Annotated in this window: 18 protein-coding genes and 1 pseudogene; 13 read left to right on the top strand and 6 right to left on the bottom strand. The window is 70.5% G+C overall.

Annotation, left to right across the window (positions count from 1 at the left end):
• The 8 genes from ybeY to ACPA54_RS28380 all read left to right on the top strand — a co-directional run bounded on the left by ybeY (position 1) and on the right by ACPA54_RS28380 (position 9,142).
• The gene (ybeY, locus tag ACPA54_RS28415) at positions 1–480 is read left to right on the top strand and encodes an rRNA maturation RNase YbeY (protein ID WP_345678380.1); all 480 of its coding nucleotides are present in this window, start codon (positions 1–3) and stop codon (positions 478–480) included.
• A 102-nt stretch (positions 481–582) separates the two neighbouring features.
• A complete protein-coding gene (locus ACPA54_RS28410) occupies positions 583–1,899 on the top strand; it encodes a hemolysin family protein (RefSeq protein ID WP_423534223.1) in 1,317 nt (438 codons plus the stop codon).
• Positions 1,900–2,139: 240 nt separating this feature from the next.
• Positions 2,140–3,510 (top strand): hypothetical protein, encoded by a 1,371-nt coding sequence (locus ACPA54_RS28405; RefSeq protein WP_423534222.1) that lies wholly within the window; start codon positions 2,140–2,142, stop codon positions 3,508–3,510.
• A gap of 111 nt (positions 3,511–3,621) precedes the next feature.
• Positions 3,622–3,963 carry a cytidine deaminase gene (locus ACPA54_RS28400; RefSeq protein WP_345678377.1) on the top strand — a complete coding sequence of 114 codons (342 nt, stop codon included), beginning with the start codon at positions 3,622–3,624 and terminating at the stop codon, positions 3,961–3,963.
• Between the two features lie 43 nt (positions 3,964–4,006).
• A complete protein-coding gene (era, locus tag ACPA54_RS28395; protein WP_345678376.1) occupies positions 4,007–4,969 on the top strand; it encodes a GTPase Era in 963 nt (320 codons plus the stop codon).
• Positions 4,970–5,433: 464 nt separating this feature from the next.
• Positions 5,434–7,200, top strand: a complete 1,767-nt coding sequence (gene leuA / locus ACPA54_RS28390) for a 2-isopropylmalate synthase (protein ID WP_423534221.1) — start codon at positions 5,434–5,436, stop codon at positions 7,198–7,200.
• 223 nt (positions 7,201–7,423) lie between these two features.
• Positions 7,424–8,332, top strand: coding sequence for a TauD/TfdA dioxygenase family protein (locus ACPA54_RS28385; RefSeq protein ID WP_423534220.1), 909 nt, complete (start codon positions 7,424–7,426; stop codon positions 8,330–8,332).
• 189 nt (positions 8,333–8,521) lie between these two features.
• Positions 8,522–9,142: a TerB family tellurite resistance protein gene (locus ACPA54_RS28380; protein WP_423534219.1), complete on the top strand. Its 621-nt coding sequence runs from the start codon at positions 8,522–8,524 to the stop codon at positions 9,140–9,142.
• Between the two features lie 139 nt (positions 9,143–9,281).
• Here ACPA54_RS28380 and ACPA54_RS28375 read toward each other — a convergent pair.
• Positions 9,282–9,411: pseudogene (locus ACPA54_RS28375) on the bottom strand (3-hydroxyacyl-CoA dehydrogenase family protein); the annotation flags it as partial.
• Positions 9,412–9,480: 69 nt separating this feature from the next.
• On the opposite strand from ACPA54_RS28375, the gene recO reads away from it, so the two are divergent.
• From recO to ACPA54_RS28355, 4 genes are all read left to right on the top strand, one after another.
• Positions 9,481–10,233, top strand: coding sequence for a DNA repair protein RecO (gene recO, locus ACPA54_RS28370; protein ID WP_423534218.1), 753 nt, complete (start codon positions 9,481–9,483; stop codon positions 10,231–10,233).
• A 68-nt stretch (positions 10,234–10,301) separates the two neighbouring features.
• Complete coding sequence (locus tag ACPA54_RS28365; RefSeq protein ID WP_423534217.1) at positions 10,302–11,186, top strand: isoprenyl transferase; 885 nt, start codon at positions 10,302–10,304, stop codon at positions 11,184–11,186.
• Positions 11,187–11,259: 73 nt separating this feature from the next.
• The gene (locus tag ACPA54_RS28360; protein WP_423534216.1) at positions 11,260–12,342 is read left to right on the top strand and encodes a permease; all 1,083 of its coding nucleotides are present in this window, start codon (positions 11,260–11,262) and stop codon (positions 12,340–12,342) included.
• Positions 12,339–13,160: a TIGR03943 family putative permease subunit gene (locus tag ACPA54_RS28355; protein ID WP_423534215.1), complete on the top strand. Its 822-nt coding sequence runs from the start codon at positions 12,339–12,341 to the stop codon at positions 13,158–13,160. Before ACPA54_RS28360 ends, ACPA54_RS28355 begins: the two co-directional genes overlap by 4 nt.
• A gap of 27 nt (positions 13,161–13,187) precedes the next feature.
• On the opposite strand, the gene ACPA54_RS28350 is transcribed toward ACPA54_RS28355, so the two are convergent.
• From ACPA54_RS28350 to ACPA54_RS28330, 5 genes are all read right to left on the bottom strand, one after another.
• A complete protein-coding gene (locus ACPA54_RS28350) occupies positions 13,188–15,602 on the bottom strand; it encodes a hypothetical protein (protein ID WP_423534214.1) in 2,415 nt (804 codons plus the stop codon).
• A 227-nt stretch (positions 15,603–15,829) separates the two neighbouring features.
• Positions 15,830–16,246: a Fur family transcriptional regulator gene (locus ACPA54_RS28345; protein ID WP_423534213.1), complete on the bottom strand. Its 417-nt coding sequence runs from the start codon at positions 16,244–16,246 to the stop codon at positions 15,830–15,832.
• A complete protein-coding gene (locus ACPA54_RS28340; protein ID WP_423534212.1) occupies positions 16,243–17,205 on the bottom strand; it encodes a metal ABC transporter permease in 963 nt (320 codons plus the stop codon). The genes ACPA54_RS28345 and ACPA54_RS28340 overlap by 4 nt, the downstream gene beginning before the upstream one ends.
• Complete coding sequence (locus ACPA54_RS28335) at positions 17,202–17,981, bottom strand: metal ABC transporter ATP-binding protein (RefSeq protein ID WP_423534211.1); 780 nt, start codon at positions 17,979–17,981, stop codon at positions 17,202–17,204. The genes ACPA54_RS28340 and ACPA54_RS28335 overlap by 4 nt, the downstream gene beginning before the upstream one ends.
• The gene (locus ACPA54_RS28330; protein ID WP_423534210.1) at positions 17,972–18,949 is read right to left on the bottom strand and encodes a metal ABC transporter substrate-binding protein; all 978 of its coding nucleotides are present in this window, start codon (positions 18,947–18,949) and stop codon (positions 17,972–17,974) included. The genes ACPA54_RS28335 and ACPA54_RS28330 overlap by 10 nt, the downstream gene beginning before the upstream one ends.
• Before the next feature lie 130 nt (positions 18,950–19,079).
• Here ACPA54_RS28330 and ACPA54_RS28325 point away from each other — a divergent pair, with 130 nt between their 5' ends.
• Positions 19,080–20,462, top strand: coding sequence for a glycine--tRNA ligase (locus ACPA54_RS28325; RefSeq protein ID WP_345678363.1), 1,383 nt, complete (start codon positions 19,080–19,082; stop codon positions 20,460–20,462).
• Positions 20,463–20,609 lie beyond the last annotated feature (147 nt).

Here is a 20,609-nt window from a genome sequence, read left to right as displayed (position 1 = left end):
ATGTCCATCGACATCGCCAACGAGTCCGGCTACGGGCTGGACGAGCACCGCATCGTGGACGTGGCACGGTTCACGCTCGACCGGATGCGGATCCATCCGCTGGCCGAGCTGTCCGTCGTCATCGTCGACGAGGCGGCCATGGAGCAGCTGCACATCCAGTGGATGGACCTGCCCGGCCCCACCGACGTCATGTCCTTCCCGATGGACGAGCTGCGTCCCGGGAAGGACAACGAGGACCCGCCGCAGGGACTCCTCGGCGATGTCGTGCTGTGCCCCGAGGTCGCTGCCCGGCAGGCGAAGACCGCCGGGCATTCGACCGACGAGGAGCTGCAGTTGCTCACCGTGCACGGTGTGCTGCACCTGCTCGGCTACGACCACGCGGAACCGGACGAAGAGCGCGAGATGTTCGGCCTGCAGGCCGAGATCCTGCGCGCCTGGCGGGAGCGCGGCGCGGCCGGCCCGGCCGGGGCGGACGGATGAGCCGCGCGGATTCGCCGGGTCCGCATAGCCGCGCCCTCGCCGCGGCCGCCGCGCCGGTGACCGCTTCCGGCACGGGAACGGCAGTCGCCGACGGGGGCAGCGGTGTCCTCTGACGAGGTCTTCCGGTTCGTCGTCGGCGCGGTGGTGCTGACGGTCGTGGCCGGGCTGTTCGCGTGTCTGGAAGCCGCTCTCGCGCGGCTTTCCCGGCCGCGTGTCGAGGAGCTGGTCCGGAACGGGCGCCGCGGCGCCGGGCGGCTGCTGACCGTCGTGCAGGATCCGGCACGGTACGTCAATCTGGCGCTGCTGGTCCGGGTCGCCTGCGAAGTGTCGGCGAGCGTCCTGATCACCGTGGTGTTCCTGGACGGCTTCGATGCGACGTGGCAGGCGGTCCTCGCGTCGATCGGCGTGATGGTGCTGGTGTCGTACGTCGTGGTCGGTGTCTCGCCGCGTACGGTCGGCCGCCAGCATCCGATCTCGGTCGGTATCGCGGGCGCGCCGGTGCTGATCGTGCTGGCCCGGATCCTGGGGCCGATTCCGCCGTTGCTGATCCTGCTCGGCAACGCGGTGACGCCCGGCAAGGGGTACCGGGAAGGCCCGTTCGCGTCCGAGACGGAGCTGCGGGCACTCGTCGACTTGGCCGAGAAGGAGTCGCTGATCGAGGACGAGGAGCGCAAGCTGCTCCACTCGGTCCTCGAACTCGGCGACACCATCGTCCGCGAAGTGATGGTGCCGCGCCCGGACATGGTGTTCATCGAGCGCCACAAGACGGTCAGCCAGGCGTTGCGTCTGGCGCTGCGCAGTGGCTACAGCCGGATCCCGGTCATCGGCGAGAACGAGGACGACGTCGTCGGCATCGTCTACCTCAAGGACTTGGCCGAGCATGCCGCGGGCCAGGACGACCGGTGGAACACCGAGCCGGTGTCGAGTGTCATGCGGCAGGCGACGTTCGTGCCGGACAGCAAGCCCGCCGACGACCTGCTGCGCGAGATGCAGGCGAGCCGCACGCACATGGTGCTGGTGGTGGACGAGTACGGCGGCACCGCCGGGCTGGTGACGATCGAGGACATCCTGGAGGAGATCGTCGGGGAGATCACCGACGAGTACGACCGGGCGACGAACCCGGTCGAGGACCTGGGTGACGGCCGGTTCCGGGTCACCGCGCGGCTGCCCGTGGACGAGTTGGGCGACCTGTTCGGTTTTGAACTGGACGACGAGGATGTGGAGACGGTCGCGGGCCTGCTCGCGAAGCAGCTCGGCCGGGTGCCGATTCCGGGGGCGACCGTGGAGGTGGAGGGCCTGCGCCTGACCGCCGACCGGCCGTCGGGGCGCCGGAACCAGATCGGCACCATCGTGGTCGAGCGGGCCCCGGAGGGGGAGCGCGGGCGGAGCGGTGACAGCGGGGCGCACGCGGAGCACTGAGCGCCCGTACGGGGGAGCGGGCCACACCGTGGTCACGGCCGTACGTGCCTTGTCCCCGGATTGTGCCGTCCGCGTAACAGGGGTCGGTTTTCGGCAATCGGGCCCCTAAAGTCGTGCCCACATCAACGGCACCGCCGCAGCGCGCGCCCGGCACCAGGGGGGTTACGGGCAGCGCATCCGCGGCGGCGGGCCGCTTCATCACGCACACCGCTAACTGGGGGGTTCACGGTGCGTACCCGTATGCCGCGACGCGCGGCGATCAAGGCCGTCGTTCCGCTGACCGCAATCGCGCTGGTCGGTTTGACGGCTTGTCAGAAGTCCGACGACGCGAAGAGCACGCCGTCGGCGTCCGTCTCGGCCAGTGCCGGCAAGGACAAGAGCGCCGACGCGGCGCCCGCGACCGACGACCAGTTGTCCGCGGTCCTGCTCGACGGCAAGGACATCCCGGCCGGCTACACCGGCGGCAAGGTGACGACCGAGCGGCAGGACAAGTCGAACCTGAAGACCACGCCGGCCGAGTGCGGCGTGCTGAACGGCATCAACGGCCCCGAGCCGGTCGGCTACGCCGAGCGGTCCTACGCCACCGGCGGGAAGGACCCGGAAGGCGACGACTCGGTGCAGGTCAGCCTCAGCACCGCGTCGCGGGACAAACTGAAGACCCAGTTCGACTCGGCTGTCGCGGCGCTCAAGACCTGCGCCCAGTACAACATCACGAAGGGCACCGACGCGCCCGTCACGACGGTCATCGTGGACGTCAAGAACGCGCCGTTCGGCAAGGACAGCGTCACCTACCGGGTGTCGCTGGTCGGCGCGCAGCACCAGGGGCTGGCGGTGGCGACCATTACGGTCGTCCTCAAGGGCACCACCGGGATGTCCGTGATGTCGATTGCGGCGGTGGGTGAGCCGGCGGACCCGACGCCGTTCGTGACCACCCAGCTCGCCAAGCTCGACGCGCTCGCCAAGGGCGGGGCGACGGACAAGCCCAAGTCCTCGGCTAAGCCGTCGTCGTCGGCCACGCCGTCGAACGGCAAGAACCAGCCGTCGACCGAGGCGCTCACGACTGCGCTGCTCAACAAGCAGGAGATCCCGGCCGAGTACGAGGCCCGGGACCCGTCCACGGACCGGCCGACCGAGGAGTCGAAGCAGGTCTCCGACTCGCGCTGCGCGAAGATCACCCAGTACACGGTCGAGCGCGCGGCCACCGGCTACGTCGAGCAGGCCTACGCCAAGCCGGCGCCCAGCGGCGGCCAGTCGACCGAAGGCGTGTTCACCTGGCTGGCGAGCCAGTCGAACGCGTTCCTCATGCAGGAGTTCGACAACTACGTGACCGCGCTCAAGGCGTGCCCGGCGTTCACGGAGACCGCTTCGGACGGCACGGTGGACAAGTACACGATCACGGATGTGACGACGGGCAACTACACCCCCGACTCGGTCACGTTCCGGGTCCGGGACGACAACAGCAAGGACGGCCGCGCCTACCTGTTCGTGGTCGTCGCCGTGCAGGGCACGGTCATGACCCAGGTCCAGTCGGTCGCCACCAACGGCCCTGCCGTCGAACCCACCAACATGATCACCGGCCAGCTCGACAAGGTCGCCGCGCTGACCCGCTGACGTACGCACACACCGACCGCCCCGGGCGTACGGAACTCCCGTACCCCCGGGGCGGTACTGTGCCCGGGACGCACCGACGAAGCACCCGGCAGGAAGCAGGAATCAGGCACCATGGCCGACATCGCCCCCGAGGACGCCAAGATCGTCACGCTGGCCCGGTCCACCCGCGCCCGCAACCGGACGGCCGAGGGCGCAGCCGTCCGCGACGAGACCGGCCGCACGTACGTCGCGTCGACCGTTGACCTGCCGTCCCTGAAGCTCTCCGCGCTGCAGACCGCGGTCGCGATGGCGGTCGCGGGAGGCGCGCGCGGACTGGAAGCCGCGGCGATCGTCGGCGAGGCCGCGGAGGTCGCCGATACCGACCTGGCGGCGGTCCGCGACCTGGGTGGCGCGGGCACCCCGGTGCTGCTCGCCGGGGCCGACGGCACCGTTTCGGCCACCACCCCGGCCTGACCGGCGGACCTGCGGGTCCGAGCGGGTTCCGGACTAGGGGAGAATGAAACCCATGAGTGACCGCACCACCTCCGCCGGCGCCGTCGACGTGCCTGTCCACCGCAGCGGCTTCGCCTGCTTCGTCGGCCGCCCCAACGCGGGCAAGTCCACGCTTACGAACGCGCTGGTCGGCACGAAGGTCGCGATCACCTCGGGCCGTCCGCAGACCACCCGGCACACGGTGCGCGGCATCGTGCACCGTCCCGACGCGCAGCTTGTCCTGGTGGACACACCCGGCCTGCACAAGCCGCGCACGCTGCTCGGCCAGCGCCTCAACGACCTGGTCCGCAGCACGTGGGCCGAGGTCGACATCATCGGGTTCTGCCTGCCCGCGGACCAGAAGGTCGGCCCGGGTGACCGGTTCATCGCGAGCGAGCTGGCCGAGATCCGCAAGACGCCCAAGGTCGCGATCGTCACCAAGACCGACCTCGTGGACAAGAAGACGCTCGCCGAGCAGCTGATCGCCGTGCAGAAGATGGCGCAGGACCTCGGCTTCGAGTGGGCCGAGATCATCCCGGTGTCGGCGGTGTCCGGCGCGCAGGTGGGCCTGGTCGCCGACCTGCTGGCCGACCTGCTGCCCGAGGGGCCGCCGCTCTACCCGGACGGCGAACTCACCGACGAGCCCGAGCAGATCATGGCTGCCGAGCTGATCCGCGAGGCCGCCCTGGAAGGCGTCCGCGACGAACTCCCGCACTCGCTGGCCGTCGTCATCGAAGAGATGATCCCGCGCGAGGACCGGCCCGCGGAGAAGCCGCTGCTGGACATCCACGCGTACCTGTACGTCGAGCGGCCGAGCCAGAAGGCCATCGTCATCGGGGCGAAGGGCTCGCGGCTCAAGGACGTCGGCACGCGTGCCCGCAAGCAGATCGAAGCGCTGCTCGGCACGCCGGTGTACCTGGATCTGCACGTCAAGGTGGCCAAGGACTGGCAGCGCGATCCCAAGCAGCTGCGCCGTCTGGGCTTCTGACCTGCGGGAATTCGCCGATTCGCCGAGGGGGCGAGCGCGGGCACGGAAAGGCGCCGCCCTCCGGGGGGAGGTGAGGGCGGCGCCCGTGTCTCTCCGCCCATCCATTCTGACCCGGATGCGTGTAAAGGGCACGTGAACGAGCGTGAACGTGGCGCGTGCCACACTCCGCACCGGGCGTGGGATGTGACTCCCGTCCGGGGACTCGGGTAAGGTGCTGGGCATCATGCGTCAGTGGCAGCTTCTTCTTAGCCGCCGCGGCGAGGGCTCGCCCCGCTAGACCGCCAGGGCCGGCCTCCCTCGCCGCGGGGTTGAGGCATTGCCTGATTCGGTTGTACGCGCCGGCCATTTGCGAGTTCGTTTCGCGAGTCATTCCGCGAACCCATCCGCAGAGCCCATCCAGAGCACGCCGACAAGCCGACGCGTTGCGAGCCGCAGCGCCGACCACTCCTCGAGGAGCCTGCCGCATGTCCGCCATCCGCCGCGCCACCCCCGTCACCGCCGCCACGGTCGCCCAGCAGCCGTCCGGGATGCCGATCCACAAGTACACGCCGTTCCGCGGCGTCGAGCTGCCCGACCGCACCTGGCCCTCGAAGACCATCACGACGGCGCCGCGCTGGCTGTCCACCGACCTGCGCGACGGCAACCAGGCCCTGATCGACCCGATGAGTCCGGCCCGCAAGCGCACCATGTTCGACCTGCTGGTACGCATGGGCTACAAGGAGATCGAGGTCGGTTTCCCGGCTGCTTCGCAGACCGACTTCGACTTCATCCGCAGCATCATCGAAGACGGCGCCGTCCCCGAGGACGTCACCATCTCGGTGCTGACCCAGGCCCGCGAGGAACTGATCGAGCGGACCGTCGAGTCGCTGGTCGGCGCGAGCCGCGCGACCGTCCACCTGTACAACGCGACCGCGCCGATCTTCCGCCGCGTGGTCTTCAACGTCGACCGCGACCAGTGCAAGGCCATCGCCGTCGACGGCACCGCGCACGTCATGCGGTTCGCCGAGAAGCACCTGGGCGACGAGACGGTCTTCGGCTACGAGTACTCGCCGGAGATCTTCATCGACACCGAGATGGACTTCGCGCTGGAGGTCTGCGAGGCCGTCATGGACGTCTGGCAGCCCGAGGCCGGCCGCGAGATCATCCTGAACCTGCCGGCCACCGTCGAGCGCGCCACCCCGAACGTCTACGCCGACCAGATCGAGTGGATGAGCCGGAACCTGACGCGCCGCGAGCACGTCGCGGTGTCCGTGCACCCGCACAACGACCGCGGCGCGGGCGTCGCGGCCGCCGAACTGGCCGTCATGGCGGGCGCGGACCGCGTCGAAGGCTGCCTGTTCGGGCACGGCGAGCGCACCGGCAACGTCGACCTGGTGACGCTGGGCATGAACCTGTTCAGCCAGGGCATCGACCCGATGATCGACTTCTCCGAGATCGACGAGATCCGCCGCACCGTCGAGTACTGCACCCAGCTGCCGGTCCACCCGCGCCACCCCTACGCGGGCGACCTGGTCTACACCGCCTTCTCCGGCTCCCACCAGGACGCCATCAAGAAGGGCTTCGAGATGCTGGAGAAGGACGCCGCCGAAGCGGGCAAGGCGCGCGACGAAATGCCGTGGGGCGTCCCGTACCTGCCGATCGACCCGATGGACGTGGGCCGCACCTACGAGGCCGTCATCCGGGTGAACAGCCAGTCCGGCAAGGGCGGCGTCGCGTACGTGATGAAGTCCGACCACAAGATGGACCTGCCGCGCCGCTTGCAGATCGAGTTCTCCCGGATCATCCAGGGCAAGACCGACGCCGAGGGCGGCGAGGTCACCCCGGCGGCGATCTGGGCCGCGTTCCAGGACGAGTACCTGCCGACGCCGGAGGCGCCGTGGGGCCGCCTGGCGCTGCGCACCCACCAGACCGCGTCGGTGGGCGAGGACAAGGACTCGCTGACCGTCGAGATGGTCGTCGACGGCGCCGCGGCCACGCTGGACGGCATCGGCAACGGCCCGATCGACGCGTTCGTCCGCGCCCTGGGCGGCATCGGCTTCGACGTGCGGGTGCTGGACTACACCGAGCACGCGATGAGCGGCGGCGAGGACGCGCGCGCGGTCGCGTACGTCGAGTGCGCCGTCGACGGCAAGGTCCTGTGGGGCGTGGGCGTCGACGAGAACATCGTGCGGGCCTCCCTGAAGGCCGTGGTCAGCGCGGTGAACCGGGCGGCGCGCGGCAGCGAGGGCTGACCTTCGCGCGAACACGGCACGCCGGCGGCCCCGAGGACTTCCTCGGGGCCGCCGGCGTTTCCGCGTTCGCGCGCTCCCGCGACCGGGTTGTTGCCGGGGTGCTGCCCCGGTGTTGCCGGAATGCTGCCGAAAACTACGTGCCCCTTCCCTCTTTAAGTCACGTGTCTTAACCTCTCGCCATGCGCCTCCGCTCCGGCGCATCCCCTTCTCGGGAGGTCCCCGTATGACCACCATCCGCAACCGCGTCGCCGAGCGCCGCACCGCACTCGGCACGCGCGTCCTGCACCGCCTGCCCGCAGGCCAAGTCGCCGCCCCCTACGAGCTGTTCGAGCTGCGGCCCTGCGGCCCGCTGATCGGCGCCGAGATCCACGGCGTCGACCTGCGCGAACCGGTCGGCCCCGAGCTCTTCGCCGAACTCGACCGCGCGCTGCTGGAATGGAAGGTGCTGTTCTTCCGCGACCAGCCCATCACCTCCGCGCAGCACCGCGCGTTCGCGCGGCTGTGGGGCGAACTGGAAGTCCACCCTTTCCTCGCCCAGGGCGATGTGCCGGAGGTCGTGCGGTTCGCCAAGGACGCCTCGATGGTCGGCGTCGAGAACATCTGGCACACCGACGTCACGTGGCGCGAGGAGCCCGCGCTGGGCTCGGTGCTGCGCGCGGTCGAGGTGCCCGCGTTCGGCGGGGACACGCTGTGGTCCGACTTGGCCGCGGCGTACGACAACCTGCCCGCGGACGTGCGGGAGCGCATCGACGGGCTCACCGCCGTCCACGACTTCGCGTTCTCCTTCGGAATGGGCATGGACGCCGAGCGGTTCGCCGCGATGCGGGCCGAATACCCGGCCGTGGAGCACCCGGTCGTGCGCACCCACCCGGTGACCGGGCGCAAGACGCTGTTCGTCAACGAGATTTTCACCGAGCACATCGTCGGACTGCCGGACGACGAGAGCGAAGAGCTGCTGGCGTACCTGTTCAAGCAGGCGAGCTACCCCGAGTACCAGGTGCGGTTCCGGTGGGCGGCGGACTCGGTCGCGATCTGGGACAACCGCGCCACGGCGCACTACGCGGCCAACGACTACCACCCGAACATCCGCGTCATGGAACGCGCGGCGATCCTCGGCGACCGCCCGTTCTGACCCGCGGCGGGCCCGCTCGGCCCCGCCGTGCCCCCGCCCGGTTCCGTGCGGTTCCGGGCGGGGGCACGGTGGCGCCTATGAAGTAGGTAGCTCTATGTGCCTACTTGATGACGCGTGGTGAAAACTGTGCCACCATCGAACGCGGAAGCGCGTTGGCGCGTCGCGGCCGAGGTGCAGGGGAGCCACGCCATGGTGGTCATCGTGGGGGTCCGGCAAATCCGGACGGTGCTCGACGACGGCGAGTTCTTCTGCCCGGAGTGCGGTGGTGACCGCAGATACCAATACGGCGTCGGCAGACGCTGGTTCATGCTCGCGGGGCTGCCGATGTTCCCCGTGTCGAAAGCCCTCGGCAGCGTCACGTGTGCGGTGTGCGGGATCGACTTCTCCCGCGCGGTCCTGGTCGTCCCCACCGCGCGGCGCCTCACCGGACTGCTGCGCGAGGCCACCCGCTCCCTCGCCGCCGCCGCGCTGGTCGCGGGCGGCGAGTCGTCCCCGGCCGCCCGTGCCGCCGCCGTCGCGGCCGTCCGCGACACCGGCCTCGGGGCCTACACCGACACCGTCCTCGACGCGGACCTGCGCGCCTATGACCCCGACGACGACCCCGACGAGTCCCTGGACGCCCTCGCGGACCACCTCGCCCCCGAGGGATGCGCCCGCCTCGTCGCCGTCGCCGCCCGCATCGCCGTCGCCGACGGCCCCTACCGCACCCTCGAACTCGACATGCTCCTCACCGCGGGCAACCGCCTGGGCCTCACCCGCCCGGAAATCGACCGCGTCCTGGACGAGGCCGCGGGCCACATGCCGCGGTAGGACGGGGGAGTCGGGGCAGGCAGGAGGGGCGGCTGTGGCCCGGCGACCGAAGCCACGGATCCTCGCCCGACCCCCGCCCCGCCCCTGCTCCGCCCGCGCGTGCCGTCGCGCGCCACCCCTCGCGCACCCGCCCCACGGTGATGTCGATGTCCTCCGCCGTCGCCACGCCCGCCTCATCGAGGTGCACGGCCTCGGTGGTCAACGCGGTGATCAGGCGTGTGGTGACGAAGCCGGCGACGTCCCGGGTTCACCACGCTGCCGGTCTTGCCGCCGTGCCCGTCGAGCGCTTTCGTCCTCGCGCGGTCCGGAGCGTCGGACCCCGGGTCGATAATGGGTGCGTGAGTCTCTACCGTGACGAGGGTGTCGTGCTGCGTACCCAGAAGCTGGGCGAGGCCGACCGGATCATCACCTTGCTCACCCGGGGGCACGGGCGGATAAGGGCCGTGGCGCGCGGGGTGCGGCGGACCAAGTCGAAGTTCGGCGCCCGCGTCGAACCGTTCGCGCACGTCGACATCCAGTTCTTCGCCAAGGGCAGCGAATTCCCCGGCCGCGGGCTGCCGTCGATCACGCAGGTCGAGACGCTGTCCGCGTTCGGCGGCGTGCTCGTCGCGGACTACCCGGCCTACACCGCCGGCACCGCGATCCTGGAGACCGCCGAACGCCTCACCGACCACGAGGGTGAACCGGCGCTCCAGCAGTACCTGCTGCTCATCGGCGCGCTCCGGACCCTGGCCGGCGGAGCGCACGAGCCCGCGCTGGTCCTCGACGCCTTCCTGCTGCGCTCGCTCGCGGTCGCCGGATACGCCCCCAGCTTCGGCGACTGCGCCCGCTGCGGCCTGGTCGGACCGCACCGGTTCTTCTCCGTCCAGGGCGGCGGAGCCGTGTGCGGGGACTGCCGTCCGGCCGGATCCGTCGTACCCTCTCCCGAGGCCCTCGATCTGCTCGGCGCGCTGTTGACCGGCGACTGGGTGGGCGCCGACGCCACCGCACCGCGGGTCCGGCGCGAGGGCAGCGGCCTGGTGGCCGCATATCTGCAATGGCATCTGGAGCGGGGTATCCGCTCGCTGAAACTGGTGGAGCGTTCATCGTGAGTCAGGCACGCGGCCGATTCGGACTGCCCATCTTCCGGAGAAGGGCGAGGCCGGCCGCCCGGTCGGGCGTGCGCCACCCGCACGAGTACCGCGACCCCAAGCCGCACGCGGGCGGCGTCCAGCCGCCGGTCTTCCCGGCCGGCGCGGTGCCCCGGCACGTCGCGCTCGTCATGGACGGCAACGGCCGCTGGGCCAAGGAGCGCGGGCTGGCCCGCACCGACGGGCACACCGCGGGCGAGGCGTCGCTGTTCGACGTCGTCGAGGGCGCCGCGCAGATCGGCGTCGAGTACATCTCGGCGTACGCGTTCTCCACCGAGAACTGGAAGCGCTCGCCCGAAGAGGTCAAGTTCCTCATGGGCTTCAACATCGACACGATCCACCGCCGGATCGACGAGATGGACGAGCTGGGCGTGCGCATCCGCTGGTGCGGGCGGCGCCCTCGGCTGTGGAAGAGCGTCATCAAGGAACTCGAGATCGCCGAAGAGCGCACCAAGGACAACACGCGCCTGACGCTCGCCATGTGCATCAACTACGGCGGCCGCGCCGAGATCGTCGACGCGGCGGCCGCGCTGGCGCAGGACGTGCGCGACGGCAAGGTCGACCCGAAGAAGATCGACGAGTCGCTGTTCGCGAAGTACCTCGACGAGCCGGACATGCCCGACGTCGACCTGTTCATCCGCTCGTCGGGCGAGCAGCGGACGTCGAACTTCCTGCTGTGGCAGTCGGCGTACGCCGAGATGGTGTTCGACAACGTGCTGTGGCCGGATTTCGACCGCACCCACATGTGGAAGGCCGTCGAGTCGTACGTGGCCCGCGACCGCCGCTACGGCGGCGCGCTGCCGAACGTCGTCTCCACGGCGCCCGGCGAGGCGCCCGGCCCCGCCCCGGCGGCGTCCGGGGACGATCCGGACGGCGCCGAAGCGGAAGCTCCCGTCGAGTCGAAATCCCGGTAAACCCAGGGCAAAACGCGCCACGCGCGGGTGAATGTGCCAGTGGCACGGGTCTTCGGATGCCAGCATGAACCGCATGTCCGAGCAGACCATGCCTCCCCCGGGCGCGCCCCCGAGCGGGTCGGCGCCGCCCGCCGCCACCACTCCAGGGGAGTCCGCCTCCGGGCGGCCCGAAGGCACCGGGGCCGTCACCGCCGCACGTCGGCCGTGGCGGCCCGGTCAGCTCGAACTGTTCGTCGCGGGACTGTTCTTGCTGCTGATCGGCCAGACGTGGATCACCGACCGGCTCGACTCCCGCGCGATCCAGGCGTGGAGCACGGTCTTCGTCGCGATCGCCGTGCAGGCACTGCCGTTTCTGGTGCTCGGCACGGTCATCTCCGCGGCGATCACCGCGTTCGTCCCGCCGTCGGTGTTCACCAAGGTGCTGCCCCGCAACCAGGCCCTCGCGGTGCCGATCGCGGGTGCGGCCGGCGCCGTGCTGCCCGGCTGCGAATGCGCGTCCGTGCCGGTCGCGGGCGGCCTGATGGCCCGCGGCGTGGCACCCGCGGCGGCGCTCGCGTTCCTGCTCTCCGCGCCCGCGATCAACCCGATCGTGCTGACCGCCACCGCGGTCGCCTTCCCGGGCCGGCCGGAAATGGTGTTCGCCCGGTTCGCCGCGTCGCTCGCCACCTCGGTGGTGATGGGCTGGTTGTGGATCCGCTTCGGCAAGACCGAATGGCTGCGCATTCCGCGCCGCTTCACCGAACCCGGCTCCGGATCCCGCTGGGAGGACTTCCGCACCGGCATGCAGCACGACTTCCTGCACGCGGGCGGGTTCCTCGTGGTCGGCGCGACCACCGCGGCCACACTCAACGTGACGGTGCCGAAGGACATCATCAACGCCGTCTCGGGCCACTGGTGGTTCGGCATCGTGGCGCTGGCGTTCCTCGCCGTGATCCTCGCGGTGTGCTCGGAAGCCGACGCGTTCGTCGCCGCCTCGCTGTCCGGCTTCTCGCCGACCGCGAAGCTGGCGTTCATGGTCGTCGGCCCGATGGTCGACGTGAAGCTGATCGCCCTGCAGTCCGGCACGTTCGGCAAGGGCTTCGCCGTCCGGTTCTCCACGGCCACCTTCGTCGTGGCCGTGGTCACCAGTATCGCCGTGGGGTGGTGGCTGCTGTGAAGCGCGATGTCCAGTCCGTCGTCCTCGTCCTGATCGGCGCCGCGCTGCTGCGGATCTCGCTCGGCGGCGAGATGTACCTGCGCTACGTCAAGGCCGGGCTGCGCCCCGCCCTCATCGCCGCGGGCGCGATCCTGCTGCTGCTCGGCCTGATCGGCGTGGTCCGCGACGGAATCCTGCGCAAGCACGAACAGTCCGCGGGGGAGGAGCACCACCACAGGGCGCACGGGCACGAAAGCCACGACGAGTACGAAGGCCACGAGCACGCCGGGGACGACGAGCACGCCGCTTCCGGGGGAAGCCACGGCCACGACCACGGCCAAGGCCCGCGCGTGGCCTGGCTGCTGTGCCTTCCCGTGATAGCGCTGTTCCTCATCGCCCCGCCCGCGCTCGGCTCCTACACCGCGGAGCGCTCCGACAACGTGGTCGCCAAGCCCGCCGCCAAGACCGTCGACGCGGGCTTCCCGGCGCTGGCCCCGGGCGACCCGCTCGACATGACCGTCGGCGACTTCAGCGTCCGCGCCGTGTGGGACACCGCCGACACCCTCAAGGACCGCCACGTGCGGCTCACCGGCTTCGTGACCCCCGGCCCCAACGGCACTTGGTACGTGACCCGCCTGGTCATCAGCTGCTGCGCCGCCGACGCCACGGCCCGCAAGGTCGAGATCCACGGCATGGCCGCGCCGCCGACCGACGCCTGGGTCCAGGTCACCGGCACATGGCTCAAGTCCGACGGCCCTCCGGCGTCGGAAAGCACCATTCCGGCGCTGACGGCAACGAAGGCCGACCGGATTCCGACGCCGAAGGAGCCGTACGAGTAAGGCGCCAGCGCGTCCCGGTGCGGCCGGTCACTTCGACCGCTCCCAATACGGGCCGACTCCGCGGTCCTGGGAAGGGCGGAAGGAACGGTTGACGGCCTCGCCGGGAACCGAGGAGGGCCACGGCTCCGGCTGGGCGCGCCGTGGGGGCGGCTTGGTCGGCGAAACGGCGCGCATGCCCTGAGCGGCGGCCTGGGCGGTGAAGTGCGCCGGGTCCGCCGACGCGGCCGTGTTGCGAACCGGCCGCGGCTCCGGCGGACTGGGGGCCTGCGGGGGCGAGTGGCGCGCGCCGGACGGCGAGGGCGCCGCACCGGATGCTCGGCTCTCCCCGTCCTCCAGGAGGGTCTCGCGACGTATGGCGAGCATCTCCGCGGGGATATCGAAGTTCGGCGCCGGCCGTCCATGGAGGTCACGCTGCTGGGCTATCGCCTCACTTCCGATGGCCGAAGACATGACGTTCGCGGTCACCGTGGTGAGGAACGCTCCCTCCTTGCGGTAGCGGTCGCGTGCCGTCGCGTAGGCCTGCGACAGGGTCTCTTGTTTGCGGTCGGCGCCGCGGCCTGGTGCTACCGCGGGAGTCCCGGTCTGTTCAGGTGTCCGCCCCCGCGCGGGTTCGTAGGCGGCGAGCCGACGGCCGCTTTCCAGCCACTTCTTGCGGGTTGCCGCGACGCGGGATTCCAGGATGACGATCTCGCGGGCGATGCTTGGAGAGTTGTCCCTCATCCGGTTCTCGGCCGCGCTGATGGTCGCCGCCGCCGCCACGAATTCCGCCGACGGGGTCCAGCCTCCCGACAGCGTCCGGGCCACCTCGACGTCCGCGTCGGTGACCGCCACCGCTTCGACAGCCGTGTGCGCGGAATCGCGCTCGGGCACCGGATCCTGCGGCGGCACGGGGGCGGCCAGCCCGTGGCGGTCGACGTGGTCGTCGACGAGCCGGGCCAGCACATCCACCGGGGGTGCGGGTTTGCCCATCGCGGACAGCACCCGCTGGGCGGCGCGGGCGGTAATCTGCGAGTCGACGCGTACCCATCCGCTGCCGTCGTCCTCCACTCCGCGCAAGAAGTCGATGAAACCGGACTCGAAAGTCTGGACACGGCGCACCGCGTCGAGTCGCTGCGTGTCCACCGGCCCGATCATGTCGGTCCAGGTATCCAGGATCACCGCGCTGTGGCCGGGCAGTTGGTGGAGCAGGCGGCGCAGGTCGTGGTCGGCGTTGCCGATGCTCAGCAGGTCGGCATCGATGAACTGGTACCACAGCTCGGCGACGGTCTTGGCCATCTGGTTCACCCCCATTGGGGACAGCAGCGCCGCCGCGATGTCCCGAGGGCGGTGGCCTTCGAACGGATCCGGCCTCGGCTGTGCGTCCCCCTTCGCCAGATGCGCGGCGTTCCGGGTGAACAGCCGCGTCCGCTCGTCGCGTGTGCGATCGTCGGGCAACGCCGAGAACGGCTCTGGTGGACCCCCGGGGTTGAGGTGCGCGTCCCACTCCGCGAGAGACGAGCGGATGGTGGCCTCGAGCTCGGCGACGGAGGATCCGAGTGACGCGGGGTCGATCGACAAGTCCGCCATGGGCAGTTGCCGTTGCAGACCCTGCACATGTTCGAACACTTCCTCCGCGAGTCCGACCGGCATCGGACCCCCGTCGAAGACGGCTCCGAAGGCGTCGACCATGCGCGGATGCGTGATGATCGTGTTGCCGCGGCTGGGATCTCCGAACTGGACGACCACGTCGGGTCCATACGGGTCTGAGGGCGTCAATTGGGGAAGAAAGGCGTCCAGTTCCTCGTGTGTGGTCGGTAGGCCGATCTTCTTGGCCAGCGCCGGCGCGCGGTCCACGACGATGTCCAGGAGTCGGTGCAGATTGGCGAGCTGCGCGTTCTCGAACACCGGCGCGCCACGCAAGGGAAGCGGATACCCGCTTTGACGCGTCTGGGCTTCGTAATACGCGCTCTGCTGGTCGGCGAGACTGTTCCAGCGCTCGGGATCGTCCTCGCGCATTTTGTCTGCCGTGATTCGCAACTGTTGGATCTGGGCGACCAGTCCCTTGACTGCGAAGGGCGTCACCTCGCCGGCCGGTGGATAGAACCGGGGCAAGGCGCCGGCCTCCCGCGCATGGGGCACCGTGATGAGGTCCACCGACTTGTCGCCGACGACATAGGTGCGAAGTGTCTTGGGTGCCGATACGGATGCATGGGCCTGGTTGCCCCCGAGCAGGGCGCCGACCTCGGGCAGCCCCGGCGGCAGACTGACCAGGTCATAGCCGTCCTGGCAGTCCCGCGGAATGCGCGCGACCGCGTAGCCGCTGTCCTCCCGGTAGGTGCCGGTCTCTGTGGCCTTCGGCAGCTTGCCGTGCAAGAGGGGCGCGGAGACCGGCAAACTGAACGCGGCGTAGCTGGCGCCGTTCCGGCGCTGGTACTTGTCGAGGCTCTCCGCAAGCCTTGCCACCACAGCTTGTGCCTCCAGCCGTGAGCGCCCTTCGCCGCACCGGTCGGCCCGGTTCGGCGAAAGCCGACGAAGGTCCAGGGGCGAAACACGCTCGTCCTTTGGACGGGTGCGAGCCGGGGAACTCTAACGGCCTTCGGCTTCCGACGGCATACCGTCGGGAGGGAGAACGGAGAAAACAGCGCTCGGCGGCCGGGCGGCCGGGTCTCCGAGCATCTTCGGAGCGTGACTCAGCCCCGCGCCGCCAGCGTGCAGGGGCCGCAGGTGCCGAAGATCTCCAGTTCGTGGGAGACGTCGGTGTAGCCGTGTTCGGCGGCGATGCGGCCGGCCCAGCGCTCCACGGCGGGGCCTTCCACCTCGACGGTGCGGCCGCAGGCCCGGCAGACCAGGTGGTGGTGGTGTCCGCGGCTGCAGCGCCGGTAGACGGCTTCGCCGTCGGGGTTGCGCAGGACGTCGACCTCGCCGGCGTCGGCCAGGGCCTGCAGCGTGCGGTACACCGTGGTCAGGCCCACCGAGTCGCCGCGCTGCTTGAGAAGGTCGTGCAGGTCCTGGGCGCTGCGGAAGTCCTCGACCTCGTCGAGGAGGGCCGACACGGCGGTGCGTTGCCGTGTGGATCTGCCGCGGGCCGGGCTGTTCGCGGTGGTCACCGGGGCTCCTCCTCCGATTTCGGCGGCTGCGGGGGCGTGTCCCGCCCCGACATTGTGCCGGACGCCGCCGGGGTGCTGCCGGTGAGCAGTGTGGCGTGCGCCACCTTCAGGTCGTCTTCGGAGGCGGAGATGTCGGTGGCGCGAGCCCGGCCGCGGCGGGCTTTGAAGGGGGCCACGACCAAGCCGACCAGGACGAACAGGCCGATGGCCAGCAGCACGATGGTCGCGCCGGGCGGTGCCTCGACGTAGTAGGTGAGGGCCGTGCCGGACACCGACACGGCGACGCCCACGCCGATCGCCACGGCCGCGGTGACCGCGAACGTACGGGTCAGCTGCTGGGCGATCGCGACCGGCACCACCATGAGCGCGCTGACCAAGAGCAGGCCGACCACGCGCATCGCGACGGTGACGGTGACCGCGGCGGTGACCGCGATGAGCAGGTTGAGCGCGCGGACGGGCAGCCCGGTGACCCGGGCGAACTCCTCGTCCTGGCAGACCGTGAACAGCGGCTTGCGCAGACCGATGGTGACCGCGAGGACGATGGCGGCGAGGACGGCCATGACCCGGAGGTCTTCCGGCGAGACGGTCGTGAGCTGTCCGAACAGGTAGGCGTTGAGGCTGGCCCCGCCGCCCGCGGATTGGCTGGCGAGCATGACGCCGCCCGCGATGCCGCCGTAGAACAGGACGGACAGGGCGACGTCGCCGCTGACCTTGCTGCGTTCGCGGACGAGTTCGATGACGATCGCGCCCGCGGCGGCGGTCAGCACCGCGAACAGCACCGGCGACTGGCTGAACAGCAGGCCGAGTCCGACGCCGGTGAGCGCGATGTGGCCGATGCCGTCGCCCATGAACGCCTGGCGGCGCTGCACGAGGTAGACGCCGACGGACGGCGCGGTCATGCCGACCAGCAGCGCGGCGAGCAGCGCGCGCTGCATGAAGTCGTAGTGGAGCAGGCTCACGTCAGCAGTCCCGAGGTGGTGTGGTCGTCGGCGTGCGGGTGCACGTGGTCGTGGCCGGGCAGCGCGTGCTGGCCGAGGGCCTGCGGCGGCGGTCCGTCGTGGCAGACGCAGCCGTCGCGCAGCACGACCGCGCGGTCGATGAGGGGCTCGAGCGGTCCGAGTTCGTGGAGCACCAGCAGGACCGCGCGGCCTTGTTCCTTCTGCCGGCGCAGGGTGTCGGCGAGGACTTCCTGGCTGGCCAGGTCGACGCCCGCCATCGGCTCGTCCATGATCAGCAGGTCGGGGCGGCGGGCCAGGGCGCGGGCGATGAGGACGCGCTGCTGCTGGCCGCCGGACAGGTCCGCGATGCCGTCGCCGGCGCGGTCGCGCATGCCGACGGCGTCGAGGGCGTCGTCGACGGCCGTGCGGTCCTCGCGGCCGAGGTGGAACATGTGGCGCCGGGTGAGCCGTCCGGACGCCACCACTTCGCGGACGTTGGCCGGGACACCCGCCGCGGCGGTGGTGCGCTGCGGCACGTAGCCGATGCGCGACCAGTCCTTGAACTTGCCGTACGGGGTGCCGAACAGGTCGATCCGGCCGCCGCTCAGCGGTACCAGGCCGACGAGCGAGCGGACGAGCGTGGACTTGCCGGAGCCGTTGGCGCCGAGCAGCGCGACGACTTCGCCGGGCGCGACGGCCAGGTCGACGCCGCGCAGGACGGCGCGGCCGCCGAGGGCGGCGGTGCCGCCGGTCAGCCGGACGGCAGGGGCGTCGGCGTGGGGGGTGTTCACTGGCATCCGAGTGCCTTCCGCAGGGCGTCGAGGTTGGCGCGCATCACGGAGAAGTAATCGGCCGCGGACTCGTCCTTGATTCCCTCCAGGGGATCGAGGACGGCGGCGGTGGCACCGGTGTCGCGGGCGAGCGCCTCGGCGGTCTTGGGACTGGCGAGGGTTTCGAAGAAGACGGTGGTGACGCCGCGGTCCTTGACGAGCTTCTGCAGGTCGGCGATGCGCGCGGGGGAGGGCTCGGAGTCGGGGTTGACGCCGGTGACGCCGATTTCGTCGATGCCGTACCGCTCGGCGAGGTAGCCGAAGGCGGCGTGGCTGGTCACGAACTCGTGGCGTTCGCAGCTCGCGAGGCCGGTTCTGAACTCGTTGTCGAGCCCGTCGAGCCGGGTCTTCAGCTCGGCGGCGCGGGCCCGGTAGTCCGCCGCGTGGGCCGGGTCGGCCTCGGCGAGGGTCTCGCCGACCCCGACGGCGACGGTGGCCAGTCGGGTCGGGTCGAGCCAGATGTGCGGGTCGCCGCCGCTTTCCGCGGAGTGGTCGTGGCCGTCTCCGCCGTTGTGGTCGTGCCCGCTGTGCCCGCTGTGCCCGTCGACTTCGTCGCCGTGCTCTTCGAGGGGGCTCAGCTCGCTCGCTTCCACGACGTGGTCCGGCTTCTCCAGACGCACCGCCTTGTCCACGGCGGGCTGCAGGCCCTTCAGGTACACCATCACATCCGCATCGGCGACGGCCGCGACCTGCTTGGGCTGCAGCTCCAGTTCGTGGGGTTCGGCGCCCGGCTTGGTCAGGTTCGTGACGCGTACTTCGGGGCCGCCGACCTGCTGGGCGACGAACTTCAGGGGGTAGAACGCGGCGACCACGCGTACCGAGCCGCTACCGGTTGTGCTGCCCGCGTCGTCCTTGGCGCCGCATGCGGTCAGCAGCAGCGCGGAGACCGCGGCGAGCGCGGTGAAGGAGACGGGGGCAGCCCGGCGTATGTTCATGACAATCATTCTCAACTTAACTGACAATGATTGTCAATTGCGGAATCTTTGGGGGCGACCGGTACCCCGTGCCGCCGGTACCCTGTGCGAACACCGTCACTGACCGCATCGTCGCACCGAAGAGAGCATCGTGGCCGCCGACAAAATCGAGACCATCGTCAGCCTGAGCAAGCGCCGCGGGTTCGTGTACCCGTGCTCCGAAATCTACGGCGGCCAGCGGGCAGCCTGGGACTACGGACCGCTCGGTGTGGAGCTGAAGGAGAACATCAAGCGCCAGTGGTGGCGCGCGATGGTCACCTCGCGCGACGACATCGTGGGTCTGGACTCGTCGGTCATTCTCGCCCGCGAGGTGTGGGAAGCGTCCGGCCACGTCGAGGCGTTCGTCGACCCGCTGACCGAGTGCACCTCCTGCCACAAGCGGTTCCGCGCGGACCACCTCGAAGAGGCGTACGAGGCCAAGCACGGCCGCCCGCCGGCCAACGGCCTCACCGAACTCAACTGCCCGAACTGCGGCACCAAGGGCGCGTTCACCGAGCCCAAGATGTTCAACGGCCTTCTGCAGACCTACCTGGGCCCGGTCCAGGACGAATCCGGCCGCGCCTACCTCCGCCCGGAGACCGCGCAGGGCATCTTCGTGAACTACAAGCTGGTGCAGGACAGCGCCCGCAAGAAGCCGCCGTTCGGCATCGCGCAGGTCGGCAAGAGCTTCCGCAACGAGATCACGCCGGGCAACTTCATCTTCCGCACCCGCGAGTTCGAGCAGATGGAGATGGAGTTCTTCGTCAAGCCGGGCGAGGACGAGCAGTGGCACGAGTACTGGCTCCAGGAGCGCTGGAACTGGTACACCGGCCTCGGCCTCCGCGAGGAGAACATGCGCTTCTTCGAGCACCCGAAGGAGAAGCTGTCGCACTACTCGAAGCGGACCGCGGACATCGAGTACCGCTTCCAGTTCGGCGGCAACGAGTTCGGTGAGCTGGAAGGCGTCGCCAACCGCACCGACTACGACCTCAGCACGCACTCCAAGCACTCCGGCACCGACCTCTCCTTCTTCGACCAGGAGACCAAGGAGCGCTGGATGCCGTACGTCATCGAACCGGCAGCCGGTGTCAACCGCGCCATGCTCGCGTTCATGATCGACGCGTACAGCGAGGACGAGGCGCCCAACGCCAAGGGCGTGATGGAGAAGCGCGTCGTCATGCGCCTCGACCCGCGCCTCGCCCCGGTCAAGGCCGCGGTCCTGCCGCTGTCCCGCAACACCGACCTGTCGCCCAAGGCCCGCGGCCTCGCTGCCGACCTGCGCCAGTTCTGGAACGTCGACTTCGACGACGCGGGCGCCATCGGCCGCCGCTACCGCCGCCAGGACGAGATCGGCACGCCGTTCTGCATCACGGTGGACTTCGACACCCTCGAAGACAACGCGGTCACCATCCGCGACCGCGACACCATGGGCCAGGAGCGCGTGGGCCTCGACCGGGTGCGCGAGTACCTGGCGCCGCGGCTGATCGGCTGCTGACCTTCGCCTGCCATGCCGAGCGGCCCGCTCTCCCGCCGTGGGGGAGCGGGCCGCTCGGTTTTTGCGGTGCCCGGTTTTGCCGTGCTCGGTTTTCGCCAGTGCTCGGTTTTTGCGTTGCGGGCAGGCCTGAGGGGCGGGCTGCCCCAG

The organism is Uniformispora flossi (genome assembly GCF_049534875.1).
GTDB lineage: Bacteria > Actinomycetota > Actinomycetes > Streptomycetales > Streptomycetaceae > Yinghuangia > Yinghuangia aomiensis.
Note: the sequence above shows the minus strand (reverse complement) of the source record. Positions and strands in the feature narration are given on the sequence as shown.